The following is a 22,977-nucleotide window of genomic DNA, read 5'->3' on the forward strand; positions in this document are numbered from 1 at the left end:
TTGAACAGGCACTTCCGTGCATCACACGCCACACACCACCCCGGCAGACGTGAAACCCCGAGGTTAGGGCGTGTCTCCCAAGTCCATGGCCTACTGCGCGACGGCCGAGACTTGGGAGACACGCCCTAACGATACGGTGCGGACCGAGACGAAAGAGCCAGGAGGTACGCGGATGACGGTGATCGCCGGTGCGCAGATGGTCACGCCCGACGGCGTGGTGGAGGACGGCTGGCTGCAGACCGACGGCGGGCGCATCGCCGCGCTCGGGTCCGGCCGGCCGCCGGCGAACCCGGGCCGCGACCTCGGCGGCCGCTGGCTGGTGCCCGGGTTCGTCGACCTGCACACGCACGGCGGAGGCGGCGGCAGCGTGGTGGGCGCCGACGAAGCGGCCGTGCGCACGTTCGTCGCCACGCACCGTCGCCACGGCACCACATCCATCGTCGCGAGCCTGGTCACCGGCGAGTACGACGCGCTCGAGCATGACGTGCGGGTGCTGGCCGAGCTGACCGACGCGGGCCTGATCGCGGGCGTGCACCTGGAAGGGCCGTGGATCTCGCCGGCCCGCAAGGGCGCCCACGACGAGCGCGCCCTCCGCGCGCCGGAGCCGGCCGCCGTCGACCGGCTGCTGAAGGCGGGCCACGGCACGGTCCGCATGGTCACCCTCGCGCCGGAGCTCAAGCACGGGCTGGACGCGGTCCGCGCGGTCGTCGCGGCGGGCGCCGTCGCCGCCGTCGGGCACACCGACGCGACCTACGACGTGACGAGGCAGGCCATCGATGCCGGGGCGACGGTCGCGACGCACCTGTTCAACGCGATGGCGCCGGTGCATCACCGCGACCCGGGCCCGATCGTCGCGCTGCTGGAGGACGAGCGGGTCACCGTCGAGCTGATCCTGGACGGCGTCCACCTGCATGCCGCGATCGCCCGCCTCGTGCGCAGCGCGGCCGGCCCGCAGCGCATCGCGCTGGTCACCGACGCCATGGACGCGACGGACATCGGCGACGGCGAGTACGTGCTCGGCGATATGGCGGTGCGGGTCGAGAACGGGGTGGCCCGGCTGGTGGAGGGCGGCTCCATCGCCGGCAGCACGCTCACCATGGACCACGCCTTCCGCTTCGCCGTCCAGCAGGCCGGGTTCAGCGTTCCGGAGGCCGTGCGGGCGACGTCCGCCACGCCCGCACGGCTGCTCGGTCTCGACGGGCGCACCGGCGCGCTCGCCCCCGGCCTCGACGCCGACCTCGTCGTGCTCGACGCGGACCTGGTCGTCGACGCCGTCATGGCCCGTGGGGAGTGGGCACCCTAGCCGGCGCGGAGGGCCTCGACGGGGGAGAGCCGGGCGGCCTTCACCGCCGGGTAGAGGCCGGCGACGGCGCCGAGAGCGAGAGCTATCCCGGTACCGCCCGCGATCGCGACCGCGGGGACGGCGACGGGGAGGTCCCGGCTGAAGGCGTAGGCACCCGTCACGAGGCCGCCGAGGAGCACACCGGCAGCGCCGCCGACCCCCGCGAGCACGACCGACTCGGTGAGGAACTGGCGGCGAATGTGGGCGCGGGTCGCCCCGATGGCCCGCCGCAGCCCGATCTCGCCGCGTCGCTCCAGCACGCCCATGACCATCACGTTGGCGACGCCGACCCCGCCGACGACGAGGGAGACCGCGCCGAGCCCGAGCAGCAGGCCGGTGAACGCCTCCTCGGTGGCGGCCCGGGCCACGAGGGCGTCCGAGGGCCGGGAGACGGTGACATCGCCCGGGACCGCGGGGTTGATCTGATCGTTCAGGACCGCGGCCACCGCCTCGACATGGTCCGGGTCGGCGCGGACGTAGACGGTGGTCGGCTCGCCGGACAGGCCGAGCTTCTGCACCGCGACCGGGTAGCCGACCAGGGCGGACCGGTCGAGGTCGGGGCTGAGCTCGAGCTGCTGCAGGATGCCGACGACGACGAACCTGACGCCGTCGATGACGATCGCGGCGCCGAGGTCGGCCGAGCCGATGCCGAGCCGCTGCGCGGTGACGGCTCCGAGGACGACGGCTGGATAGGCGCCGTTGGCATCGTCGATGAAGACGCCGTCGGCCACGGCCCCCTTGAGGACGTCGAGCAGGTCCGGGTCCACGGCCTTGACCATGATCCCCTGGCTCTGGTCCTTGGGCACGAGCTCGTTGCGGTACACGTCGGCCTCGACGTCGGCCACGGACGACACCGACTCGACCGGGCCGATGTTGCGTACTGAGTCGGTCGCCGTCGGCGGAAGGGTCGCCTGCTCGTCGACGCTGGTGTTGGCCTGGGCCTGGAGCAGGTTGGTGCCCAGAGCGTCGAGCTTGGCCAGCAGGTCGGCCTGAGCCGAGGTGGAGATGCCGAGCACCGCGACGATCGAGGCCACGCCGATGGCGATGCCGATCGCCGAGAGCACCGCCCGGACCGGCCGGGCCCTGACGCCGAACAGCGCGAGCTCACCGAGGTCGCGGGCCCGCAGCCGGCTGCCGGTCGTCATGGCCGGCCCGCCCGGGTGGTCACGAGCCCGCCCGTCGTGAGGTCGGCGTCGACGGCGCCGTCGCGGATCTCGATCCGTCGCGGCAGTCGCTGCCCGAGCTCGCGGTCGTGGGTGATGACGACGACGGTGGTCCCGGTGGCGTGCAGCTCGGTCAGCAGGTCGAGCACCTCGGAGCTGGACACGCTGTCGAGGTTGCCGGTCGGCTCGTCGGCGAGCACGACCGCCGGCGCGGCGAGCAGCGCCCGCGCGACGGCGACGCGCTGCCGCTCGCCGCCGGACAGCTTCGACGGGACGTGGTGGATCCGGTGCTCGAGCCCGAGGCGGGCCAGCATCTCCGCCGCCCGGTGCCGGCGGACCCTGCGGGGCACGCCGGCGTAGAGCAGGCCGGTGGCGACGTTGTCGACCGCTGTCATGCCGTTGAGCAGGTGGAACGACTGGAAGATGAACCCGATCCGCTGGCCGCGGACGGCGGCCAGCTCGTTGTCGGAGAGTGCCGCGGTCGGCACGCCGTCGATGATCACGTCGCCCGACGTGGGCCGGTCCAGCGTTCCCATGACGTTGAGCAGCGTGGACTTCCCGGAACCGGACGGGCCGACGACCGCGACGAACTCGCCCTGCCGGATGTCGATGTCGATGCCGTGCAGGATCTCCAGGTCGCCGTAGGACTTGCGGACGCTCCGGAGCGTGAGCACCGGCTTCGCGTGGGTGCCTGTGATCGTCACTCGGGGACCACCACTTCGGTGCCCTCGCCGATGCCGTCGCCGGTGACCTGCACGAAGCCGTCGGCGTACATCCCGGGCTCGACCGGCACCAGTTCGACCTGCTCGCCGTCGGCGCCGGCCGTCACGACCTGGACGGCGAAGCCGCCCTCGGCGAGGGCGACGAGCGCCGTGACGGGGACGGCGAGGGCGTCCGCCGCGGTCTGAGCGACCAGCTCGACGCTGACCGGCGAGCCGGGCGGCGCGGCGACGGCGGCGTCGCCGAGGGCGAGCACGATCGGCACCACGAGCTTGTCCTCGTCGTCCTTCTCCGGTGTCCCCGTGGAGACGACGGAGGCATCGACCGTGCTGCCGTCGGGCAGGGTGACCACGGCCGCGGTCCCCACCCCGGCGATGTCGGCGTCGCCGATCGAGACCTCGGCCTCGACCTGCAGCTGCGTGGACGTCGTGGTCAGCAGCGGCGTGTCGGCGGCAACCGTGTCACCGACCGCCGCGCCCGCGGGTCCGTCGGCGTCGTCCGCGCCGCCCTCGTCGGGCGACTGGGCGCCGACGCGGATCTCGCCGGAGGCCACGGCGACGTCGCCCGGCAGCAGCACACCGGTCTCCTCCATCCCCCAGTCCTCCTGCAGCTCCTTCAGCGCCCTGGCGGTCGCCCTGGTGAAGTGGTCGTCGATCTCCATCTCGTCCGGCGTGACACCGAGCGCTTCGAGGTTCTGCTCGAGTTGCAGGACGTCCGGCCCATCGTCGACGCCGATCCTCAGCTCGCGGTAGAACGGCAGCTCCCCGAAGAGGAGCGGGACGGGGACGTCGTCGATGCGGGCGACCGCGCCGCCGCGGCCGATGACGTCGCCCTCGGCCGGAAGCCAGGTCAGGACGCCGGTGCGGCCGGCCTTCAGCTGTCTCCCGCTGGAGTAGTCGAGGCTGCCGTCGGCCCGGGACCGCTCCACCAGATCCCGCACGGTGACCGGGGTGGTGGACGGCGTCTCGGTCTCGGCCGTCGCCTCCGCGTCGTCCTCACGGGTGACGGCGACGGCCGCCGTCGTGGCCCCGGCGACGACCACCGTCACCGCGACCCACAGGACCGTGCGGCGGCGCCGTCGGCGTGGTGGCGTGCCGGACATGTCACGACCCCACCGACGCCAGGATGTCTTCGCAGGCCGCATGCGCATTCAGCAGCGCCGGGTCATCGCCCTCCTGCGGAACGGAGGGGAGCGGGATGGCGCCGCCGGAGAAGTCCGGATCGGGCATGTCGTAGCCGTTCTCCCGCATGCACTGGGCGTAGGCCAGCAACGCGTCCTGGAGAGCGCCCTCGTCGACGTCGCCGCCGGACTGGGATGCCGGCATGAGGTCAGCACAGGCGTCGAGTGCCGCCTCGGCGACGGGGTCGCCCATCGGCAGCCCCTGCATGGTCATGGAGCCGTCGGGGCCGATCTCCGGGTCGGGCATGTCGAAGCCGTTCTCCCGCATGCACTCGGCAAAGGCCTGCGCCTGCTCGAGCTCGTCCTCGGCCGCACCGCCGCCGCCCCCGCCGCCGGACGTCGGGTCGGACGCCGCCTCGGTCTGGGCGGCCTCGGTCTCCAGGCTGCTGACGCCGTCGGAGGAGTCGTCGCCGCAGCCGGCGACGGCGAGGGCGAGGAGGGCGGTCAGCGCCGCGGGCAGCAGCAGGGTGCGCCGGCGCCCGGACGGGCGCCGCTGGCGGATGGTCGTGGTCATCAGGGTCCTTCGGTCGCGGTGAGCTGGTGGCGGCGGCTCACCGGAACCTCCCCGTGGGGGACGCTCCGGGAGCCGCCGTCACCACCGTCGCAGTCGCGACTGAGCGATCCTGAAACCGTGTTCTAAGGCAAGCTGAGAATCTCTGCTCCGGCACCGCGGTCGAGGGGGAGGGAGAGCACGAACTCCGTCCCTCCGCCGGGGCGGCCGGCGGCGGTCACGGAGCCGCCGTGCTGCGCCGCCACCTGCGCGACGATGGACAGCCCGAGCCCCGACCCCGGGTACCCGCGGCCGCTCTCACCTCGGTAGAAGCGGTCGAAGACGCGCTCGTGGTCGCCGTCGGGGAGGCCGGGGCCGCGGTCGGCGACCCGGATACCGGCCTGGCTGCCGCTGCGCTCGACGGCGACCTCGACGACGTCGCCGGCGCGGCTGACCTGGACGGCGTTGCGGACGAGGTTGGCCACGGCCCGCTCCACGGCGCCGCGGCGGACCACGGCGCGGACCGGTGCGCCGCTCACCTCGATCCGCACGTCCGGTGCGACCCGGGCGGTCAGCTCGGCGGCGGCGGCGACGATCGCGCGCAGATCGGCCGGTCCGGCGACCTCCGCCTCGGCCTCGCCGCGGGCGAGATCGAGGACCTCGCCCATCAGATGGGACAGCGACGCCGACTGCCGGGTGAGGTTCGCCAGCAGCTCGCGCCGATCGGTGGCACTGAGGGTCCGCTCCGGATGGTCTTCGGCCCGCAACAGCAGGTCGAGATCGTTGCGCAGCGTGGCCAGCGGCGTGGCCAGTTCGTGCCCGGCGTCGTCGACCAGCCGGCGCTGCTGGGCGCGAGCGCCGTCCAGCGCCTCCAGCATCTCGTTGAAGGACCGGCTCAGCCGTCCGATCTCGTCGTCGCCCGCGACCGGGATGCGGTGCGCCAGGTCCTTGGTCAGGGCGACCCGTTCCGTCGCGGCGCTGAGCCGGTCGACCGGCCGCAGCCCGGTCCGTGCGACCGCCCAGCCGACACCGGCCGCGACCACGACGCCGGCCAGCGCCAGACCGGTCAGCAACCAGGCGAGCCGGTCCAAGGACCCTTCGACGTCGGTCAGCGACCGGCTCATCTGGACGACGAGCGCACCGTCGGCCAGTACCGCGCTGACGATCCGGAACTGCTCGCCGTCGAGCTCCTCGGTGCGCAGGACCGGGCCGTCGATCTCACCCGCGATCAGCCGGCGCTCGACGTCGCTCACCGGTATCTCCGGCGCCGTGGACGAGAACAGCCGCATGACCTCGCCGTCGGCGTCGACCAGCTGCCCGCCGATCGGGATCAGATCGACCTCACGCGTCTCGGCGAGCTCCTCCACCGGTGCGGACGGCAGCGTCGGGTCGGGCTCTCCGCCGATGCCGATGGCGCTGCCGAGCACGTCGCCGTCGTCGACCTGGTCGATGAGCTGCTGGTCCACCTCGCTCATCAGCGTCGACCGTGCGAACAGCCAGGCCGCCACCGCCGCCGCGACCACCGCGGCCGCCACCGCGGTGGCGGCGATCACGGTGAGCCTCGTCCGCAGGGTCACGAGGCGCCGCCGCCGTTCGGCGGCGGCGCGAGCAGCTTGAAGCCGACGCCGCGGACGGTGTGCACCATGCGCGGGCGACCGCCTGCCTCCAGTTTCCGCCGGAGGCAGCCGATGTGGGCGTCGAGAGTCTTCGAGCTGTCCTCGAGCTCGTCGTCGCCCCACACGTCCCGGTAGAGCTGGCCGCGGCTGAGCACCTCGCCTGCCGCCCGGGCCAAGGCCGTCAGCAGCCGGAACTCGGTGCGGGTCAGGCTGAGCGCGGCGCCGTCCAGGCTCGCGGTCCAGGAGCGGGTGTCGACCGCGAGCCCGCCTGCCGCCGTCGCGCCGTCAGCGGAGACGAAGCGACGGCGCCGCAGCATCGCGCGCAACCGCGCCAGCAACTCCTCCGGAGCGAACGGCTTCGTCAGATAGTCGTCGGCGCCGGAGTCCAAGCCGCGGATGCGGTCGGTCACCATGCCGCGGGCGGTGAGGAGCAGCACCGGGACGTCCTGGCCCGACGCCCGCAGCCGGCGACACGTCTCGACCCCGTCGAGGCCGGGCATGACGACATCGAGAATGACGGCATCCGGTTGGCTCGTCGCGACCACGGACAGCGCCTGCGGGCCGTCGGCCGCCGTGACGACCTCGTAGCCCTCGAATCGGAGCGAGCGGGTCAGCGACTCCCGCAGCCCGATCTCGTCGTCCACCACCAAGACACGCATGCAGGCATTGTCACGCACCTCGTGAGGCGGCGGGCGTCGGCGAGCCCAGCGACCAGTGCCGCAGCACACGGGTGCGGTGCGGCTGGTACCACGCGAGGTCGACGCGGTCGGCGACGCACGTGACGGGGACGGTGTCGCCCAGCGCGTCGCGGGTCGACGCCACCGAGACGTCCGCCGAGAGCTGGTCGAGGGTGAGGTGCGGCACGACGTCGGGGAACTCGCCGCCGTAGGGCGGGCACTGCGGGAACGCCGCGACGAGCGCCTCGGTGAGGGCGCGGAACGGGGCGGCCGGCTCCGGCGCGAGGTAGACGATCCCGTTCGGGAACGTCTCCAGCCGTTCGAGGGTGAACGTGATCGGCGCCGCGGCCGCGATGATCGACCGCACCGCCCCGAGCGCCGCCGCGTCCGGCGAGGGCAGGAACGGCGCCAGCACCGTGATGTGCGCGTGTGTGAAAGCGGGATCGGACGAGAGGTACGCGCGGTCGTAGTGCTCGAACCGGCCCCGGACGAACGACTCCACGGCCGGCACCGGAATCTGCAGGACCGTGAAGCCCGACACCGCTATTCGTCGGCCCAGGCGCGCAGCACGTGCGCGGCCGCTTCCTCCGCCGTCCAGCCGTAGCCGTCGGCCTTGCGCCGCAGCCGCTTCCGGTCGCGCTTGGAGAGCGTGACCACGAGGTCCGCGTCGTCGTCGCCGGGGCGGACCTTCTTCTTCTTGTGTTTCTTGGCCGCCTTGGCGACGGCGTCCTCGTCGACGGAGAGCGAGGAGAGGTGCGGCGCGGCGGAGCGGACGGTGCCGTCGGGGCGGCGGACGAGTGCGGGCCGCGGCGGCGGCAGCGACGAGCTCATCGGGAGACCCCCTTCGAGAACGGTCCGGCACCGGCCCGGGACGCGCTCAGCAGCAGCGTGAGATAGCCGGCGAAGATGCGGCCGACCTCGCGGGCGCCCGGCGACGGCCAGCGCTGCACCGGCACCCCGGCGCCCTGGGCGCGGGAGATGGCCGAGCGTTCCGGCAGCACGGGGTCGATGACGAGGTCGCGGTAGGCGGCGATCAGCTCGTCGAGCCGGTACCGGTGCTCGGCGGCGCCGGCCCGGAACCGGTTGACGACGATGCCGGCCGGCCGTAGCCGCAGGTTGTGGGCGCTGCGGACGGCGTCGACGGCGTCGAGCGCCTGCTGGGCGCCGGCCAGCGCGAACGCCGTCGGCTCGGTGACGACGAGCGCGGTGTCGCTGGCCGCCAGCGCGTTGCGGGTCAGCTCGGCCAGGCTGGGCGGGCAGTCGATCAGCACGAGGTCGGCGTCGCGCAGGCCGGCCAGCGCGGCGCGCACGTGGTGCCGTCCGGGTGGGCCGTCGGCCGGGTTGTTGCGCCGCTCGAGCGCGGGCTCGCCGGCGAGGACGCGGACCGGCTCGCCCCAGCCGCTGACGGCGAGCGCGTCGCCGATGGCCACCGGGCGGTCGCCGGTGAGGACGTCGTTGGCGGTGAACCGCACGCCGTCGGGCGCCAGCACCGTGGTGGCGTTGCCCTGCGGGTCGAGGTCGACGACGACGCAGCGCAGCTTCTGTGCGGCTGCCGCGCCGGCCAGCCCAAGCGTGACCGACGTCTTCCCGACGCCGCCCTTGAGGCTCAGGACGCTCACCACCGGCACTCCGTGAGTCTGTCACGAGGTACGCCCCGGCGTCTCGGTCCGAGGCCGGTGAGCGATCGAAACCGGAAACGAGACGCGGTCGCGATAAGCTCGACGTATCGACCCGAGACCCCGGCGGGTCGATCGGCGAACGACGGCACTACCAGCCGCAGCGCCATGGAAATCTGAGTGATGCGAGGAGAGCCGTCGGGTGAGCGACCTCATCGATACGACAGAGATGTACCTCAAGACGATCTTCGAGCTCGAAGAGGAAGGCATCGTCCCGCTCCGCGCGCGTATTGCCGAGCGGCTGCACCAGTCCGGTCCCACCGTCAGCCAGACCGTCGCCCGCATGGAGCGCGACGGCCTACTGCACGTCGACGAAGACCGTCACCTCGAGCTGTCCGAGAAGGGCCGGCTGCTGGCCATGCGGGTCATGCGCAAGCACCGCCTGGTCGAGCGGCTGCTGGTGGACGTCATCGGGCTCGACTGGGAGCTGGTGCACAACGAGGCCTGCCGCTGGGAGCACGTGGTCTCCGAGGCGGTCGAGCGCCGCCTGGTCGACCTCCTGCACGAGCCGGCCGCCGACCCCTACGGCAACCCGATCCCGGGCCTGGCCGAACTCGGCAGCTCCACCGAGGTCGAGGAGTTCCGCTCCGGCGTCCGGCAGCTGCGCCAGGCCGGCACCAGCGACGGCGCCGAAGTGGTCGTCCGGCACATCGGCGAGCCGCTGCAGGTCGACGAGAAGCTGCTGGCCAGCCTGCGCGAGGCCGAGATCGTCCCCGGCCGCACCGTGCGCGCCACCACCACCGACAACGGCGTGCAGGTGCGCAGCACCGAGACCGTCGAGCTGTCCTCCGCCGACGCCTCGCACATCTTCGTGAGCGTCCCGTGAGCGCCGCCGAGGTCACCGTCGACGAGCTGATGGCGGTGTGGAAGGACGGCGGCGCCGCCATCGTCGACGTCCGCGAGCCGGGCGAGTACGTCGAGGCGCACATCCCGGGCGTCCAGCTGATCCCCATGGGGTCGGTCATCGAGCAGATCGACGACATTCCGCGCGACCGCACCGTCTACCTCGTGTGCGCGGTCGGCGGGCGCAGCGGACAGGTGGCCGACTACCTCGACGCGCAAGGCTACGACGTCCGCAACGTCGCCGGCGGCACCAACGCGTGGGTCCGCGCCGGGCACCCGGTCGAGACCGGCCTGCCCGAGTAACCAGGAGACGATCGAGCAAGCGGGCGGCCTGACGGCTGCCCGCTTGCTGTTGTCAGGGACTGATCAGATCCGGCGGACGTGCCGCACCAGCATCGCCGGGGTGTCGCGGGCCCCACGGCCCTGCGGCGCCACGACGCCGGTGATCTCGACGTCGTCGCCCAGTTCGGCGGCGTTGTCGAACGGGCCGAGCAACTCGAACCGCTCGCCGGCGGCGTCGAGCTCGATGAACCCCTCACGCTGGGCAAGCACGAGCCTGCCTCGTCGGGTGACAGCGGTGAGCGGGTCGGCGAAGTCCGTCATGGTCTCGAACTGACTCCTCGTCATGGGCACTGAGTATGGATGGCGGGTTCGGGCGCCGTCTGGGAAATGCCCGTATTGGTCCCAGTGATGCGGGTGAGCTGCCTCTCACGCGTCGTGGAAGAGTGCGCTCACCGACTCGCCGTTGTGGATGCGGCGGATCGCCTCGGCGAGCAGCGGCGCCACGGAGAGCACCGTCAGCTTCGGATGCGTGGTTCCGTTGGCCAGCGGCACGGTGTTGGTGCAGACGATCTCTTCGACGTCCGGCTGGTCGCCGAGGCGGCGCAGCGCGTCGTCGGCGAACAGGCCGTGCGTGCAGGCGATGCTGATGGATCGGGCGTCGCGCTCGCGCAGCCGCTCCATCAGCTCGATCAGCGTGCTGCCCTTCGCGATCTCGTCGTCGAGCACGATGATGTCGCGGCCTTCGACCGCACCGATGATGGCGGTGATCGTGACCTTGTCGTCGGCGAAGCGCTGCTTGGCGCCGGCCGCGACGGGCACGCCGAGCATGCGGGCGAACGCCGACGCCGGCTTGGCGTTGCCGAGGTCGGGTGACACGACGACGGTGTTGGAGAGGTCGCGTCCCTGGAAGTGCGCCGCCAGCTCGCGCAGCGCGTGCAGCTGGTCGACCGGCACGCTGAAGAAGCCGTGCACCTGCGGCGAGTGCAGCGTCATCGCCAGGACGCGGTTGGCGCCGGCCGTGGTGAGCAGGTCGGCCATCAGCCGGCCGCCGATGGAGATGCGCGGGGCGTCCTTCTTGTCCGACCGGGCGTAGGCGTAGTGCGGCATGACGACTGTGGTGCGCGCGGCCGAGGCGCCCCGGGCGGCGTCGAGCATGAGGAACAGCTCGACCAGATGCTCCTGGACCGGCGGGACGATCGGCTGGATCAGGAACACGTCGTGCTCGCGGCAGTTCGCCTGCAGCTGCACTTCGAGGCAGTCGTTGGCGAAGCGCTGGATGCGGACCGGGTTGAGGGCTGCGCCCAGCTGGGCGCAGATCTCGGCGGCCAGTTCCGGGTGGGCGCTGCCGCTGAAGACGGCGATGTCTCGCATGGTCGCTGCCTCTCTCGCGTCGAGTCGGCGTGGTCGAGGTAGTGTCGGCCGGCCTGCGGCTGCCGTCGCGGGCAGCATCTCACACGTGCGGAGCGCGTCCGTCATGCGGCGCGACGATCGCCGCGACGATCTCGCCGAGTTGGTCGACCTGTTCCGGCGTGAGCGGGTCGAACAGGATGCCGCGGACCTCCCCGACGTGGCCCGGCGCGGCCTCGGCCAGCACCGCGAAGCCGTCGTCGGTAAGCGAAGCGACCGTGGTGCGGCCGTCGGTGGGGTGCTTGCGGCGGCGCACCCAGCCGGCCTGTTCCAGCCGGGACACGGCGTGCGACAACCGGCTCGGTGACGAGCCGACCAGGCGGGCCAGGTGCGACATCGTCAGCTCGCGGTTCGGCGCCTCGGAGAGCATGGCGAGGATCATGTAATACGCGTGCGGCATGCCGGCGTCGCGTTGCAACTGCCGGTCCAGGGCAGCCCACAGCAGCTGGTTCGCCAGCAGGTAGGTCCGCCACACCTTCTGTTCGTCGGCACTGAGCCACGGCGTCGACTTCACGTCGCCCAGCATACGATGATGGTTGAAGGTTCAACTTTCTGAGGAGGGGTTGTGGAGGTCAAGGAGCTGGGGCACCTCGTGCTCTACGTACGCGACATCCAGCGGTCGGTGGCGTTCTACCGCGACGTGCTCGGCTGGCGGCAGGTGCTGCCGAAGCCGGACGGCGACGGCTCCGGCCCGCTGCCCATGCCGTTCGCGATGTTCAACGCGCCGTCCGGCCGCACCCACCACGAGCTGCTGCTGATCGAGGTCGGACCGGACGCGGCGGCGTTGCCGGCCGGGCGCCGGGTCGGGCTGTACCACTTCGGCCTGAAGATCGGCACGTCCGACGACGAGCTGCGGGCGGCGCTGCGGACGCTGCAGGAGGCCGGCGCGACGGTGCTCGGCGCGACCGACCACGTGGTGACGCACAGCCTCTACATCGCCGACCCGGACGGCAACGAGATCGAGCTGTACGTGGACGTGCCCGGCATGGACTGGGAGGATGCGGATCTGCTGGCCTCGCCGCCCCGCGCCCTGCAGCTGTGAGGTGGGCGGCGCCGTACGTCACCTGACGTAGGCGAGATGTCGCGCCCGGACGGATGCGCGCGATCTCCGGGCACGCGAGCGTGGGGTTCCACACATCCCGCTCAGGAGGTATCCGTGAGAACCCGCAGTACTCTGCTCGGACTCGCCGCCGGTGCGGCCGCGTTCGCCCTGCTGGCGACGGCCGCCCCCACGCAGGCCGCGCCGCCCGAGCCCGTCTCGCCGGTCACCCGGTGGGCCGAGCGGCACGCCGTCCCCGTCCCCGACGATCCGGCCCGGCCCGGACTCGACCTCGTGACGGTGTCCCGCGCCACCGCCGGCGCACGGGTGATCGGACTCGGCGAGCCAGGGCACCAGATCGGCGAGGTCACCGAGCTGCAGGCGCGCTACCTGCGGCACCTCGTCACGTACGGAGGCGTCCGCGCGGTCGCGTTCGAGATGGACTGGACGGTCGCGCTGCCGCTGAGCGACTACGTGCTCGGCCGCCGCGACGACCTCGAGGCCGTGCTGGGCACGTCCGAGGACATCTGGCAGACCACCGAGATCCGCGACCTGTTCCAGTGGCTGCGCCGGTACAACGACACGCATGCCGACGACGTCGAGGTCGCCGGGTCGGAGTACTTCGCGACCGGGCCGGCCGCCTACGACGCCGTCGCCGCCTACGTCGCGGCGAACGCGCCGGACCGGATGGCCGACCTGGAGGCGCAGTATGAGTGGGTGGAACCCGAGAACGACGACATCGGCGCGCACCTGGGCGCCTACATGGCGGTCCCGGACAAGGCGCCGTACGTCCAGGCCGCGTACGAGGTCGAACGCATCGTCGCGTCCATCGACCCGGGGGCAGGGCACGAGGTCGTCGCGCACCACGCGCGGCAGATCCGGTTCTGGTACGAGGGCTTCAGCCAGGAGTGGGGCGACATCCCGGCCTACCGGGACGCGAAGGCGGCCGAGAACGTGCGCTGGTGGCAGCGGCACACGGGCGGACGCACCGTCTACTGGGCGGCCTCGGCGCACGTCGCCGACGCGCCGCGGCTGACGCTCACCGAGCCGGGTGAGCCGGACACCGTCGCCGCCAGCGCCGGGTCGTACCTCGAGGACTGGTACGGGCGCGGCTACGTGCCGATCGGGTTCACCTTCGACCACGGAAGCTACCGGACCGGCGACGGCGCCACGATCGAGCTGCCGCCGGCGCTGGACGGCTGGTTCGAGCGGCCGCTCGGTGACGTCGAGGCGGAGCGGTTCGTGCTCCGGATCGACCGGGCCGGCCCGCCCGCGGTGCGCGACTGGCTCGACGCCCCGCTCGTGACGCGCGGCCGGCCCGAGTACGGCACCGCGTCGATCGCGTACGGCGGCACCCTGGACGAGTGGTTCGACGTCGTCGTCCACACCCAGGCGGTCACCCCGGCCCACCCGCTCTGACCACGGGTACCCGGGCATGCCGATCGAGAGCGGTCATCGCGCTTCGGACTCGCCGTACGTGGCGCGGGTCTGGTGGGGTCGCACGTCCGGCGCCGGGCGGATGACCTCGGTCGCGACGTCGACGTGGGAGCTGGTGTTCTGGACCGACGGCGGGGTCGTGCACGCCGGCGTCCGCGGCCCGGAGACGACCGCGTCCACCGCGGAGATCACCGGCGACTCGGAGGCGTTCGGGATCGCGTTCGCGCACGGCACGTCGATGCCGCACCTGCCGATCGCCGGGCTCGTCGACGGTGAGCTGGAGATGCCGCGGGTCACCGGCCGGACGTTCGATCTGCGCGGAGACGAATGGGAGATCCCCGGCACGGACGACGCCGAACTGCTGATCCAGCGGCTCGTGCGCGCCGGGGTGATCGTCCGCGACCCGATGGTGGACGAGATCGTGTGGGGCGGCATCGCCCGGGTGGGCGTCCGGTCGGTGCAGCGGCGGGTGGCCGCCGCCACCGGCCTCACCCAGGGTGCGATCCGGCAGATCGAACGCGCCCGCCAGGCCGCGATGCTGCTCGCCGAGGGGGCGGACCCGCTCGACGTCGTGCACCGGTGCGGCTACTACGACCAGCCGCATCTGGCGCGGTCGCTGCAGCGGTTCATCGGCCGCACCGCGACCCAGCTGCGGCACGGCGACGCCACCGACGACGTCCTGTCGCTCCTGTACAAGCCCGAGGACGCGGCCGGTCCCTAGCGTCGGTCGTGAGCGGTGACGGACACCGCAGTACCGGACGAAGGGCCCGACGACCATGCACCACGGCACGATCACCTCGGCCGACGGCACCCGCATCGCCTACACGGCATGGGGCGCCGGCGACCCGATCGTCATCATCGACGGCGTGACCGCGTATCGCGCCACGACCCCCGAGAACGCGCCGACGGCCGAACTGCTGGCCGACGAGTTCCTCGTGATCAACTACGACCGCCGCGGCCGCGGCGAGAGCGGCGACACCCTGCCCTACGCCGTCGACCGCGAGATCGACGACCTCGCCGCGATCATCGGCCAGGCCGGCGGCGGGCGTCCGGCGACGGTGTTCGGCTGGTCCTCCGGCGGCAATCTCGCCCTCAACGCGGCGCAGGCCGGCGTCCCCATCGCCCGCATCGCGTTGTTCGAGCCGAACGCCGTCGTCGACGACACCCGTCCGCCGCTGCCGGCCGACTACGTCGAGCAGATCGAGGCCGCCATCGCCGCGGGCCGGCCCGGCGACGCCGTCGCCCTGTTCCTGACCGCGGCGGTCCTCGTCCCGGACGAGATGGTCGCCGAGCTGCGTCAGGACCCCGCGGAGTGGCCCGTGCTCGAGGCCGTCGCCCCCACCATCGCCTACGACGGCCGCAACGTCGGCGACGCGATGTCGGGCAAGCCGCTGCGGACCGACCTGTGGGACCGCGTCGACGTGCCGGTGCTCGTCATGAACGGCAAGGACACCTGGCCGTTCCTCGCCACGGCGGCGCAGGCGATTGCCGAGCACCTGCCCACCGCGACCCACCGGGTGGTGCCGGGTGAGGACCACAGCACCACGCCCGAGGTGCTGGCCGCCGAGCTCCGCGCGTTCGCCAAGGGGGCCTGACATGGGAACGATCGTGCTGACCGAGTTCATCTCGCTCGACGGTGTCGTCGAGGCGCCCGGCGGGGAGGACTTCAAGTACCAGGACTGGAGCTTCGAGTTCGACCGCGGTGTCGACGGCGAGCGGTTCAAGGAGACCGAGGCGCTCGGCGCCACCGCGCTGCTGCTGGGACGCGCCACCTACGACGGGTTCTCCGAGGCCTGGCCGAAGTACGAGGGCGAACTCGCCGACAAGTACAACAGCATGCCCAAGTACGTCGTCTCCAGCACGCTCACCGACCCGACGTGGCCCAACACCACGGTGCTGTCCGGCGATCTCGTCGAGGAGGTGTCCCGGCTCAAGCGCGACGTCGACGGCGAGATCTCGGTGGCCGGCAGCATCCGGCTGGCCCAGGGGCTGCTGGCCCACGACCTGGTCGACGAGGTGCACCTCATGACGTTCCCCGTCGTCCTGGGCCACGGCCGCAAGCTGTGGACCGCGACCCCGGACAAGCTCGTGTGGAAGCTGTCCGAGGCCACGACCTACGGCGACGGTGTGCTCGTCACCATCTACCAGCGCAGGCGCTAGACGCCTAGTGCCAGTTGCTGACCTGGACGTCGTCGGGGGCGGGCCGGCCGGAGCCGGTCTCGGTGAACTCCTTGAGGCTCATGAGGAACGTGGCCCACTTCGTGCTGCAGTGGTACATGAACTCGACCGGCTCCCGCCAGCCCTCATGCCGGAACAGCACGATGGTGAAGTCGTCCTCCTGCTTCAGGTCGAAGCGGATCTGGGTTCCGACCCACTCCGCGGGGCCGTCGACGACCTCCCAGCGCACCAGCTCGGCGGGGACGGTCTCCAGGACCTTCATGTCGAAGCCGTCCTCGCCGTGCGGTGCGTCGAAGCGGAACCGGATGACGTCGTCGCCGACGTCGGTGGTCTTCACGGTCCACCAGCCGGCCAGCCCGTCGATCGTGGTCAGGGCCGCGTAGACGGTGTCGGGCGACGTGGTTGCGCCGATGCGGTGCAGGATCTCGGCCATGGTGTGTCCTTCCTGGTGGCGCTCGGGTTTCGGGCGCGCTTCGGTGGCGCCGCCACGGTCGTGACGGCGGGTGGGGGTCGGGTGCCGAGGTCAGCTCTGACGTCGGCGCTGGATCTCCTCGGAGATCCGCTTGATGCGGCCCAGCCGGGCGTCCCACGTGGCGCCGACGGAGGTCAGCTGGGCGACCGCGCGGGCCAGCTGGGTCTCGTCGACGTCGTAGCGGCGCTCGCGGCCGGACGGCGTGCCGTGCACGAGCCCGACGCGGTCGAGGACGCCGAGGTGCTTGGCGACCGCCTGCCGCGACACCGGCAGCCGTTCGCTCAGCGTCGTCGCGGTGCCCCCGCCGCCGGCCAGCAGCAGGTCGAGAATGCGCCGCCGGGTCGGGTCGCCGACCGCCGACCAGAGCTCGTCGTCGATCGGGCCGGTCATGGTGTCGAGACCAGGCGGTCGACGTACTCGACCAGGCGCGGCAGGTAGTGGTCCCAGCCGGCGACGTTGCCGCGGTACATCTCCTCGAGCACGGCCGCCTCCCAGCCGCGCTCGCGGAAGCCGGTCTCGCGGAACCGCACCAGCGTGCCGGTGCCGGACGGCTCGAGGTCGAACGTCACCACCAGCGAGTTGCCCGCCGTCGCCTCGTCGCCGTCGTAGATCCAGCGGAACGCGAACCGTCGCGGCGGGTCGGCCTCGACGACGGTGATCGCCTCGACCTTGGCGTCCGGCCCGGCCGGGTCACCGAAGGTGATGGTGCCCGTGGCGCCGGGGACCCGGGCGGCCAGCTCGGCGTCGTCGGGCCACCACTCGCGCAGGTGCTCGGGCGTGCTGAGGACCTCGTAGACGATCTCGGGAGCGGCCTCGATGTGGAGCTCCCGCTCGATGCTGCCGTACTCCATGGCGCCGTCCCGTCTTCTCGCAACTATTGGTTGCGTATGACTGTAGGGCGGCCGGCCTCAATGTGCAACCCTTGGTTGCGTTACGGCTGGAGGGCGAGCGTGGCGCGCCGGGCCGGCGCCTCGCCGGGACCGCTGGCGCGGTTGCCGGACGGCTCGGCCGGCGGCCCGATGGTGAAGCCGAGAGTGCGCAGGAACGCCTGCGCCGGCGGCCAGGCGTCGGGTGCCGACGCGGTGACGGTGTCGAGGCCGCTGTCGCGGGCCTCGGCGAGCAGGACCCGCGCGACGGCGGCGCCGACGCCACGGCCGCGGTGCGACGGCGCGACGAGGAACAGCCCGACGGCGACGGCGGTGCGGTGCGGGAACCCGAGCACGGCGTCGATCAGCCCGACGATCTTCTCGCCGTCACGGATCGTGAACAGCCGCTTGTCCTCGAACGACGCGCCCTCGGGCAGGGCGTAGAAGAGGCTCTGCACGTCGCCCGGACCGGACGGCGTGCCGTTGACGGCCTCGAACCAGTCGTCGCAGGCGGCGAAGAGCTCCAGCAGCCCGGGCTCGTCGTCGGGCTCCAGCTGCTCGCGGACGGTGAGGGGCCCGGTTGCGGTGGCGACGGTCCAGATCACGAGTTCACCCTAGGCGATGTCCCGGAACCACCGCGGGGCGCCGGACGTCTGATCATCGTGAGGCTGAACGGGGTGCTGACGGCTGTCGCGGCGGCGACGATCCTGCTGCTGGCGGGGTGTGGCGACGACGTGCCGGCGACGGGCGGTGACGACCCGACGGCGACGTCCACGTCGTCCGGTGAGCCCAGTGGCACGCCGTCGGTGCCCACCGACGAGCCGTTGCCGCCCACGGGGCCGCCCACCGAGGTTCCGACCGGCGACCCGACGCCGCTGCCGACCGTCCCCGGCACCACGCCGCTGCCGTCGGACACCCCGGTCCCGCAGCCCACCACAGTGCCCGAGGGCCCCGTCGAGCTGATCGGCTTCCCGACACCCGGCGTCGAGGCCGGCTGCTGGCTGCTCGACGGCTACCTGCTGATGGGCGGCGACCAGGAGTTGATCGCGTCCGGCCGCGAGGTGCAGATCACCGGCGAGGTGCAGACCGACGTCCTGACCACGTGCCAGCAGGGCACGCCGCTGCGGGTCGACTCCGTGACCGGCATCGAGCCCTGACACCGCCGCGACCCCCACGGGACCCGGGGGACGCGAAACGGCCGGGGCGGCCCGTTCTCGGACCGCCCCGGCCGTTGGTGTTCGCTGCCCGCGTCAGGCGGCGCGCTGCACCTCGATACGGGTAGGCGAGGTGCCCGCGTAGACGCCGGACACCGTCACGGTGAGGACGCCGGCGTCGTAGCTCGCGCTGACGGCGCCCGGGTCGGCCGCGACGGGGAGCGCGACGGTGCGGCGGAAGCTGCCGTAGCGGACCTCACGGACCCGGCGGCCGGCGCCGTTCTCGTCGCGGACGTCCTTGCGCTCGCCGCGCACGACCAGCCGGCGCCCCTCGACCTCGACGGTGACGTCGTTCTCCGGGTCGAGGCCCGGGAGGTCGAAGCGGGCCACCAGGTCGTCGCCCTCGCGGGCGAGGTCGGCGGCGGGGGCGAAGCCCTTGGTGGAGCCGGCGGCGACGGGCGCGTCCCAGAACGTGCGGAACAGGCGGTCGACGTCGGCGAACGGTGCGAGGGTGGTGCTCATGGCGTCTCCTTCGTGGTCAGAGTACCTGGGATCACCAGGTCTGACCGCTACAACTTGAGTCGACCACGCTCAATTCCGCCGTTCGCCGTGGGCGATGCGCCGCTGCTGGATGGGTGAGTCCGGTTGATCGTTTCGCCGCGTTGGCCGCTTTGCTGCCGTTCGCCGCCGTGCGGACCCCGGGCCGACCGAGTCGACCGGGCCGGTCGGCAGCACCGGCCATCACCTTGGCTAGGCCGACCGCCGCTCGTACGTCCGGTTCATCCCGGTATCCAGCATGGTCAGCAGTGCCAAGGCACCCGCGGCGATCAGCCCACCCAAGTTGCGTAGATCAAGGGGACTCATTCATAGGGGGTGGCGCGGTGGCCGACGTGGACGCTGCGGGCGCTGAGCGAGCACACGTCGTCGCGGTGGCCGAGCCAGGCGTCGTCGCCGGGGTCGAGCAGCCGGGCCCAGGCCGCCTGGTCGTCGGGGCGCAGCTCGCCGTCGGCGATGGCACGGCCGACGCGGTGCCGCAGGCTCAGCAGTACCGAGTCCAGGTCCTCGGCGCACAGCGGCACCGGCCGCTCGAAGGTGAACGTCTTCGTCGTGACCTCGACGAGGTCGGCCCGGCGCAGTGCGGTGCACCAGCCGTAGGGCATCGCGACGCTGCCCGGGACGCCGGCCCGCATGCGCGCGAACCAGCGGTCCTCGGCGGCGGCCAGTCGCACCTCGAGCCCGGGTTCGCCGACGCCGACGTCCCACGGCAGGTGCTGTGCGGGCAGTCCGCCCTCGGCCAGCGCGAGCCGGCCGCCGGGCGCGAGCAGCGCCGCCAGCGCGTCGATGGCCGCCTGCTGGTCGGCGAGATGATGGATCGACGACGACGCCCAGATGATGTCCGCGCCGCGCGCCACCAGGGGCAGTACGGCGAGGTCGGTGTCGAGGTCGGCGCGCAGCAGCCGGATGTGGCCGTCGTCGACGCCGGTCTCGACGATGCGCCGGCGCGCCGCGTCGAGCACGTCGCCGTCGCCGTCGACCCCGACGACGAACGCGGACGGCGGCAGCGCGGCGCCCAGCGCGACCGCCATGCCGGCGCCGCCGCAGCCGATGTCGACGGCCAGCTGGTCGCCGGGCCGGGCCAGCTCACGGGCGACGGACGAGTACCAGGCGGCGTCGTCGGCGACGGCGGCGCACAGCCGCTCGGCCTCGTCGGCCCAGTTGATGACGATGGCGTGGTGGTGGACGTTCATGGCGGTCCCCCCTCGGCCGGCTCCGTTGCCGGCCTGGACCTGTCGTGCGGTCAGCCGCAGCCGCAGGCACCGCCGCAGCAGCCGCCGCCGCTTGCCGGGCCGGCTTGGGCGTCGGATCGGCCGGCCAGGCCCACGGTGGTCAGCAGCTTCACGGTGTCGTCGTGGCCGGCCGGGCAGAGGGCCGCGGCGCTCGCGTCGGCCATGGGCCTGACGACGTCGAAGGTCGAGCCGCAAGAGCGGCAGCGGAACTCGTAGGTCGGCACGTCGTCGAGGATACCGGGCCGCGGCGCTCGCGGGAATGTCCGGCGGCCGGGACATGTTGTTGAGAACGACAATCAGAAGGAGGCTGTCGTGAAGAAGCACATCCACCCCCACTACCGTCCGGTGATCTACCGCGACGCCGACGCGGGTCTCACGTTCCTGACCCGCTCGACCGCCAGCACCGAGCAGACCCTCGTATGGGACGACGGCAACACCTACCCCGTCGTCGACGTCGAGGTGTCGGCCGCGAGCCACCCGTTCTACACCGGCCGGACGCGGATCCTGGACTCCGCCGGCCAGGTGGAGAAGTTCCGCCGGCGCTACCGCGCGAGCTGAGCGGCGGCGCGCGCCGGGTGCGCCGTGAGCGTGAGGGTAACCGGCGTGCGCGCACTGAGCGGCGTTGCGCGCCGGGCACGTCCCGCCCGGACCGGGTGGGTCCAACCTACGCGCGAGCACCGACAAGCTCGCCGCCGGCGCCGACTGGTCCCTCGCTCGGTGTGGACTCACCCCACCACCGTGGGACAGCTAGCGGCGCCGGGTCTGTCGAGGCGCCCACTGATGAGAACCGTGTCCATGGCGCTGTTTGTGTCGCCAGGGCAGCAACAAGAGCGCCATGGACGCGGTTCTCATCAGCGCGGGACCAGCCTCGCGGCATTGTCACCGGCCACAGCGACCAGCTGATCATTCGGACTCACTATCTGCGCGCGGGCACCGACAGGCTCGCCGTCTCGGCGACCGTCAGCCTCGCCCGTCCGCTGCCGCTGAAGTCCGGGCGGCCGCGCCTACCCCTGCCGACGTCCCGCGGCGCGCAGTTCGGCGGCTTGGGCCAGCAGGTAGGACCGCTCCACCTCGTTGGCGGTCAAGGCGGCCGCCTCCTCGTAGAACGCCGCCGCTTCCGCGGTCCGGCCGAGCCGCCGCAGCAGGTCGGCCCGGACGGCCGGCACCCCGTAGTACCCGCCCAGTCGCGCATCGGCGGCCAGTGCGGCCAGCTCGGAGAGCGCCGCCGCCGGCCCGGCCACGTGTGACCATGCCGCCACCCGGGCCAGCGCAGTCACCGGTGACGGGGCCACGGCCAGCAGCAGGTCGTACAGCGCGACGACCTGGGGCCAGTCGGTCGCCTCGTACGTCGCGGCCTCCGAGTGCACCGCCGCGAGCGCCGCCTGCAGCGCGTACGGCCCGGCCCGTCCCGGCACCGCGCGCCGCATGGCCCGCGCCGCCAGCGCGCACCCGTCCTCGATCAGCGAACGGTCCCAGCGGGACCGGTCCTGCGACGACAGCAGCACCAGCCCGCCGTCGTCGTCGAGGCGGCCCGGCCGCCGGGCCGCGGCCAGCCGCACAGTCGCCAGCAGGCCCAGCACCTCGGCCTCGTCCGGCATCAGCTCGGCCAGGACCTCGGCCAGTTCGGTCGCGGTCCGGACGAGTTCCGGCCGGCCCAGCCCGGTGCCCCGCGACGCCGTGTGGCCCTCGGTGAGCAGCAGCGACACCACCGCCAGCGCGGCGGGCAGCCGGTCCGGCAGCTCGTGCTCCGCCGGCACCTTGTACGGGATGCCGGCGGCCTGGATCTTCTTCTTCGCCCGGGTCAGCCGCGCCGCCATCGTCGGCTGCGACACCAGGAACAGCCGCGCGACGTCCGGCGTGGGCACGCCGCAGACCAGCCGCAGCGTCAGCGCGACCCGGCTCGGCAGCGACAGCGCCGGATGGCAGCAGGTGAACACCAGCCGCAGGCGCTCGTCCTCGACCGCCTCGCGGTCGGCCGGCGCGTCGTCGCCGGGCACGATGAGCAGCGGCAGCTTGCGGGCCAGCGTCTGCTCCCGCCGCTTGGCGTCCAGGGCGCGGTTGCGGGCCACGGTGGTCAGCCAGGCGGTGGTGTCGTCCGGCACGCCCTGACGCGGCCACAGCTCGACGGCTGCGGCGAACGCCTCCTGGACGGCGTCCTCCGCGGCGCCGAGGTCGCGGGTGACGCGCACCACCGTGGCCAGGACCCGGGCCCAGCCGCGGCGGTGCGCATCGGCGACCGCGTCGGTCAGATCCCGGCGTCCCACAGCGGCCGGATCTCCGTCCCGGTACCGGTCGGGCAGTGCCGGCGATCTCGACGGCGTCGTCGAGGTCGGCGGCCTCGACGATGTAGAAGCCGGCGAGGTTCTCCTTCAGCTCGACGTACGGCCCGTCCGTCACCAGCAGGTCCTGGTCCGGGCCGGCCGGGCGCAGCGTGGTCGCCGTCGTGGACGGCCGCAGCGCTTCGCCGGAGAACTCGATGCCGCGCTCCTGGAGGTAGGCGATGAAGGCCCCGTGCTCGTCCAGCGCCGCTGCGCGCTCGGCCTCCGGCACCGCGTCCCAGTCGGTGTCCCGCTCGAACAGCATGAGCATGTACTTCATGACGTCTCGTCCTTCCGTCTCGGTGGCTGTCTATCACCGTTGACGAACGA

The 22,977-nt window shown here is 72.9% G+C and carries 30 protein-coding genes and 1 pseudogene; 10 read left to right on the forward strand and 21 right to left on the reverse strand.

Annotation, left to right across the window (positions count from 1 at the left end):
* Positions 1–172: 172 nt before the first annotated feature.
* Positions 173–1,303 (forward strand): N-acetylglucosamine-6-phosphate deacetylase, encoded by a 1,131-nt coding sequence (gene nagA, locus ACW62_RS28430; RefSeq protein WP_053207503.1) that lies wholly within the window; start codon positions 173–175, stop codon positions 1,301–1,303.
* Here the strand turns inward: nagA and ACW62_RS28435 are convergent.
* From ACW62_RS28435 to ACW62_RS28470, 9 genes are all read right to left on the reverse strand, one after another.
* The gene (locus tag ACW62_RS28435) at positions 1,300–2,487 is read right to left on the reverse strand and encodes an ABC transporter permease (protein WP_053207504.1); all 1,188 of its coding nucleotides are present in this window, start codon (positions 2,485–2,487) and stop codon (positions 1,300–1,302) included. The two genes, nagA and ACW62_RS28435, sit on opposite strands and share 4 nt — an antisense overlap.
* Positions 2,484–3,209, reverse strand: coding sequence for an ABC transporter ATP-binding protein (locus ACW62_RS28440; RefSeq protein ID WP_083460266.1), 726 nt, complete (start codon positions 3,207–3,209; stop codon positions 2,484–2,486). The genes ACW62_RS28435 and ACW62_RS28440 overlap by 4 nt, the downstream gene beginning before the upstream one ends.
* The gene (locus tag ACW62_RS28445; protein ID WP_053207505.1) at positions 3,206–4,327 is read right to left on the reverse strand and encodes a peptidoglycan-binding protein; all 1,122 of its coding nucleotides are present in this window, start codon (positions 4,325–4,327) and stop codon (positions 3,206–3,208) included. Before ACW62_RS28445 ends, ACW62_RS28440 begins: the two co-directional genes overlap by 4 nt.
* A gap of 1 nt (position 4,328) precedes the next feature.
* The gene (locus ACW62_RS28450; RefSeq protein ID WP_053207506.1) at positions 4,329–4,919 is read right to left on the reverse strand and encodes a hypothetical protein; all 591 of its coding nucleotides are present in this window, start codon (positions 4,917–4,919) and stop codon (positions 4,329–4,331) included.
* A gap of 122 nt (positions 4,920–5,041) precedes the next feature.
* On the reverse strand, positions 5,042–6,448 hold the full coding sequence (locus ACW62_RS28455; protein ID WP_053207507.1) for a HAMP domain-containing sensor histidine kinase: 1,407 nt from the start codon (positions 6,446–6,448) through the stop codon (positions 5,042–5,044).
* A gap of 20 nt (positions 6,449–6,468) precedes the next feature.
* Positions 6,469–7,170 (reverse strand): response regulator transcription factor, encoded by a 702-nt coding sequence (locus ACW62_RS28460; RefSeq protein ID WP_053207508.1) that lies wholly within the window; start codon positions 7,168–7,170, stop codon positions 6,469–6,471.
* A gap of 10 nt (positions 7,171–7,180) precedes the next feature.
* Positions 7,181–7,729, reverse strand: a complete 549-nt coding sequence (locus ACW62_RS28465; RefSeq protein ID WP_205629665.1) for a 2'-5' RNA ligase family protein — start codon at positions 7,727–7,729, stop codon at positions 7,181–7,183.
* Between the two features lie 2 nt (positions 7,730–7,731).
* On the reverse strand, positions 7,732–8,019 hold the full coding sequence (locus ACW62_RS34890; RefSeq protein ID WP_169792142.1) for a hypothetical protein: 288 nt from the start codon (positions 8,017–8,019) through the stop codon (positions 7,732–7,734).
* Entirely contained in the window at positions 8,016–8,807 is a 792-nt protein-coding gene (locus ACW62_RS28470; protein WP_205629666.1) for a ParA family protein, read from the reverse strand. The genes ACW62_RS34890 and ACW62_RS28470 overlap by 4 nt, the downstream gene beginning before the upstream one ends.
* Positions 8,808–9,006: 199 nt before the next feature.
* Between ACW62_RS28470 and ACW62_RS28475 the strand changes: the two genes are divergently transcribed.
* Positions 9,007–9,690, forward strand: coding sequence for an iron-dependent transcriptional repressor DtxR (locus ACW62_RS28475; RefSeq protein ID WP_053207510.1), 684 nt, complete (start codon positions 9,007–9,009; stop codon positions 9,688–9,690).
* Positions 9,687–10,010 carry a rhodanese-like domain-containing protein gene (locus tag ACW62_RS28480; RefSeq protein WP_205629667.1) on the forward strand — a complete coding sequence of 108 codons (324 nt, stop codon included), beginning with the start codon at positions 9,687–9,689 and terminating at the stop codon, positions 10,008–10,010. Before ACW62_RS28475 ends, ACW62_RS28480 begins: the two co-directional genes overlap by 4 nt.
* A gap of 63 nt (positions 10,011–10,073) precedes the next feature.
* Here ACW62_RS28480 and ACW62_RS28485 read toward each other — a convergent pair whose 3' ends face one another.
* From ACW62_RS28485 to ACW62_RS28495, 3 genes are all read right to left on the reverse strand, one after another.
* The gene (locus tag ACW62_RS28485; protein ID WP_157575045.1) at positions 10,074–10,334 is read right to left on the reverse strand and encodes a hypothetical protein; all 261 of its coding nucleotides are present in this window, start codon (positions 10,332–10,334) and stop codon (positions 10,074–10,076) included.
* An 81-nt stretch (positions 10,335–10,415) separates the two neighbouring features.
* A complete protein-coding gene (locus ACW62_RS28490; protein ID WP_053207512.1) occupies positions 10,416–11,360 on the reverse strand; it encodes a ribose-phosphate diphosphokinase in 945 nt (314 codons plus the stop codon).
* 79 nt (positions 11,361–11,439) lie between these two features.
* Positions 11,440–11,922, reverse strand: coding sequence for a MarR family winged helix-turn-helix transcriptional regulator (locus ACW62_RS28495; protein WP_083460268.1), 483 nt, complete (start codon positions 11,920–11,922; stop codon positions 11,440–11,442).
* 39 nt (positions 11,923–11,961) lie between these two features.
* Between ACW62_RS28495 and ACW62_RS28500 the strand changes: the two genes are divergently transcribed.
* The 5 genes from ACW62_RS28500 to ACW62_RS28520 all read left to right on the forward strand — a co-directional run bounded on the left by ACW62_RS28500 (position 11,962) and on the right by ACW62_RS28520 (position 16,032).
* Positions 11,962–12,438 carry a VOC family protein gene (locus ACW62_RS28500; protein ID WP_053207513.1) on the forward strand — a complete coding sequence of 159 codons (477 nt, stop codon included), beginning with the start codon at positions 11,962–11,964 and terminating at the stop codon, positions 12,436–12,438.
* Positions 12,439–12,552: 114 nt separating this feature from the next.
* A complete protein-coding gene (locus ACW62_RS28505; protein ID WP_053207514.1) occupies positions 12,553–13,854 on the forward strand; it encodes an erythromycin esterase family protein in 1,302 nt (433 codons plus the stop codon).
* Positions 13,855–13,870: 16 nt separating this feature from the next.
* Positions 13,871–14,593, forward strand: a complete 723-nt coding sequence (locus tag ACW62_RS28510) for a helix-turn-helix transcriptional regulator (RefSeq protein WP_053207515.1) — start codon at positions 13,871–13,873, stop codon at positions 14,591–14,593.
* Between the two features lie 55 nt (positions 14,594–14,648).
* Positions 14,649–15,467 carry an alpha/beta fold hydrolase gene (locus ACW62_RS28515; protein ID WP_053207516.1) on the forward strand — a complete coding sequence of 273 codons (819 nt, stop codon included), beginning with the start codon at positions 14,649–14,651 and terminating at the stop codon, positions 15,465–15,467.
* A gap of 1 nt (position 15,468) precedes the next feature.
* Positions 15,469–16,032, forward strand: coding sequence for a dihydrofolate reductase family protein (locus tag ACW62_RS28520; protein WP_053207517.1), 564 nt, complete (start codon positions 15,469–15,471; stop codon positions 16,030–16,032).
* 4 nt (positions 16,033–16,036) lie between these two features.
* Here ACW62_RS28520 and ACW62_RS28525 read toward each other — a convergent pair whose 3' ends face one another.
* From ACW62_RS28525 to ACW62_RS28540, 4 genes are all read right to left on the reverse strand, one after another.
* Positions 16,037–16,483, reverse strand: coding sequence for an SRPBCC family protein (locus tag ACW62_RS28525; RefSeq protein ID WP_053207518.1), 447 nt, complete (start codon positions 16,481–16,483; stop codon positions 16,037–16,039).
* Positions 16,484–16,573: 90 nt separating this feature from the next.
* Positions 16,574–16,912 (reverse strand): ArsR/SmtB family transcription factor, encoded by a 339-nt coding sequence (locus tag ACW62_RS28530; protein WP_053207519.1) that lies wholly within the window; start codon positions 16,910–16,912, stop codon positions 16,574–16,576.
* A complete protein-coding gene (locus tag ACW62_RS28535) occupies positions 16,909–17,373 on the reverse strand; it encodes an SRPBCC family protein (RefSeq protein WP_053207520.1) in 465 nt (154 codons plus the stop codon). The genes ACW62_RS28530 and ACW62_RS28535 overlap by 4 nt, the downstream gene beginning before the upstream one ends.
* Positions 17,374–17,453: 80 nt before the next feature.
* Positions 17,454–17,993, reverse strand: a complete 540-nt coding sequence (locus ACW62_RS28540) for a GNAT family N-acetyltransferase (RefSeq protein ID WP_157575046.1) — start codon at positions 17,991–17,993, stop codon at positions 17,454–17,456.
* A gap of 72 nt (positions 17,994–18,065) precedes the next feature.
* Between ACW62_RS28540 and ACW62_RS28545 the strand changes: the two genes are divergently transcribed.
* Positions 18,066–18,545, forward strand: coding sequence for a hypothetical protein (locus tag ACW62_RS28545; protein WP_053207521.1), 480 nt, complete (start codon positions 18,066–18,068; stop codon positions 18,543–18,545).
* 93 nt (positions 18,546–18,638) lie between these two features.
* On the opposite strand, the gene ACW62_RS28550 is transcribed toward ACW62_RS28545, so the two are convergent.
* The 3 genes from ACW62_RS28550 to ACW62_RS28560 form a co-directional block, all read right to left on the reverse strand.
* Positions 18,639–19,064, reverse strand: coding sequence for an Hsp20/alpha crystallin family protein (locus ACW62_RS28550; protein WP_053207522.1), 426 nt, complete (start codon positions 19,062–19,064; stop codon positions 18,639–18,641).
* Between the two features lie 338 nt (positions 19,065–19,402).
* Positions 19,403–20,290 carry a methyltransferase gene (locus ACW62_RS28555; RefSeq protein WP_053207523.1) on the reverse strand — a complete coding sequence of 296 codons (888 nt, stop codon included), beginning with the start codon at positions 20,288–20,290 and terminating at the stop codon, positions 19,403–19,405.
* A gap of 50 nt (positions 20,291–20,340) precedes the next feature.
* The gene (locus ACW62_RS28560; protein ID WP_053207524.1) at positions 20,341–20,553 is read right to left on the reverse strand and encodes an FmdB family zinc ribbon protein; all 213 of its coding nucleotides are present in this window, start codon (positions 20,551–20,553) and stop codon (positions 20,341–20,343) included.
* A gap of 88 nt (positions 20,554–20,641) precedes the next feature.
* Between ACW62_RS28560 and ACW62_RS28565 the strand changes: the two genes are divergently transcribed.
* The gene (locus tag ACW62_RS28565; RefSeq protein WP_053207525.1) at positions 20,642–20,887 is read left to right on the forward strand and encodes a type B 50S ribosomal protein L31; all 246 of its coding nucleotides are present in this window, start codon (positions 20,642–20,644) and stop codon (positions 20,885–20,887) included.
* Positions 20,888–21,333: 446 nt separating this feature from the next.
* Here ACW62_RS28565 and ACW62_RS28570 read toward each other — a convergent pair whose 3' ends face one another.
* Positions 21,334–22,593 (reverse strand): RNA polymerase sigma factor, encoded by a 1,260-nt coding sequence (locus ACW62_RS28570; protein ID WP_083460270.1) that lies wholly within the window; start codon positions 22,591–22,593, stop codon positions 21,334–21,336.
* A 100-nt stretch (positions 22,594–22,693) separates the two neighbouring features.
* Positions 22,694–22,927 (reverse strand): annotated as a pseudogene (locus ACW62_RS36645) (YciI family protein); the annotation flags it as partial.
* Between the last annotated feature and the right edge of the window lie 50 nt (positions 22,928–22,977).

The sequence above is a fragment of the Jiangella muralis genome (assembly GCF_001270745.1).
In the GTDB taxonomy this organism is placed as follows: domain Bacteria; phylum Actinomycetota; class Actinomycetes; order Jiangellales; family Jiangellaceae; genus Jiangella; species Jiangella muralis.

What these genes read in the sequence shown, in the direction of transcription:
- nagA (WP_053207503.1), top strand. Translation starts at nt 173, where the DNA reads ATGACGGTGATCGCCGGTGCGCAGATGGTCACGCCCGACGGCGTGGTG.
- ACW62_RS28435 (WP_053207504.1), bottom strand. Translation starts at nt 2,487, where the DNA reads ATGACGACCGGCAGCCGGCTGCGGGCCCGCGACCTCGGTGAGCTCGCG.
- ACW62_RS28445 (WP_053207505.1), bottom strand. Translation starts at nt 4,327, where the DNA reads ATGTCCGGCACGCCACCACGCCGACGGCGCCGCCGCACGGTCCTGTGG.
- ACW62_RS28450 (WP_053207506.1), bottom strand. Translation starts at nt 4,919, where the DNA reads ATGACCACGACCATCCGCCAGCGGCGCCCGTCCGGGCGCCGGCGCACC.
- ACW62_RS28460 (WP_053207508.1), bottom strand. Translation starts at nt 7,170, where the DNA reads ATGCGTGTCTTGGTGGTGGACGACGAGATCGGGCTGCGGGAGTCGCTG.
- ACW62_RS34890 (WP_169792142.1), bottom strand. Translation starts at nt 8,019, where the DNA reads ATGAGCTCGTCGCTGCCGCCGCCGCGGCCCGCACTCGTCCGCCGCCCC.
- ACW62_RS28485 (WP_157575045.1), bottom strand. Translation starts at nt 10,334, where the DNA reads ATGACGAGGAGTCAGTTCGAGACCATGACGGACTTCGCCGACCCGCTC.
- ACW62_RS28490 (WP_053207512.1), bottom strand. Translation starts at nt 11,360, where the DNA reads ATGCGAGACATCGCCGTCTTCAGCGGCAGCGCCCACCCGGAACTGGCC.
- ACW62_RS28495 (WP_083460268.1), bottom strand. Translation starts at nt 11,922, where the DNA reads ATGCTGGGCGACGTGAAGTCGACGCCGTGGCTCAGTGCCGACGAACAG.
- ACW62_RS28510 (WP_053207515.1), top strand. Translation starts at nt 13,871, where the DNA reads ATGCCGATCGAGAGCGGTCATCGCGCTTCGGACTCGCCGTACGTGGCG.
- ACW62_RS28515 (WP_053207516.1), top strand. Translation starts at nt 14,649, where the DNA reads ATGCACCACGGCACGATCACCTCGGCCGACGGCACCCGCATCGCCTAC.
- ACW62_RS28520 (WP_053207517.1), top strand. Translation starts at nt 15,469, where the DNA reads ATGGGAACGATCGTGCTGACCGAGTTCATCTCGCTCGACGGTGTCGTC.
- ACW62_RS28525 (WP_053207518.1), bottom strand. Translation starts at nt 16,483, where the DNA reads ATGGCCGAGATCCTGCACCGCATCGGCGCAACCACGTCGCCCGACACC.
- ACW62_RS28530 (WP_053207519.1), bottom strand. Translation starts at nt 16,912, where the DNA reads ATGACCGGCCCGATCGACGACGAGCTCTGGTCGGCGGTCGGCGACCCG.
- ACW62_RS28535 (WP_053207520.1), bottom strand. Translation starts at nt 17,373, where the DNA reads ATGGAGTACGGCAGCATCGAGCGGGAGCTCCACATCGAGGCCGCTCCC.
- ACW62_RS28550 (WP_053207522.1), bottom strand. Translation starts at nt 19,064, where the DNA reads ATGAGCACCACCCTCGCACCGTTCGCCGACGTCGACCGCCTGTTCCGC.
- ACW62_RS28555 (WP_053207523.1), bottom strand. Translation starts at nt 20,290, where the DNA reads ATGAACGTCCACCACCACGCCATCGTCATCAACTGGGCCGACGAGGCC.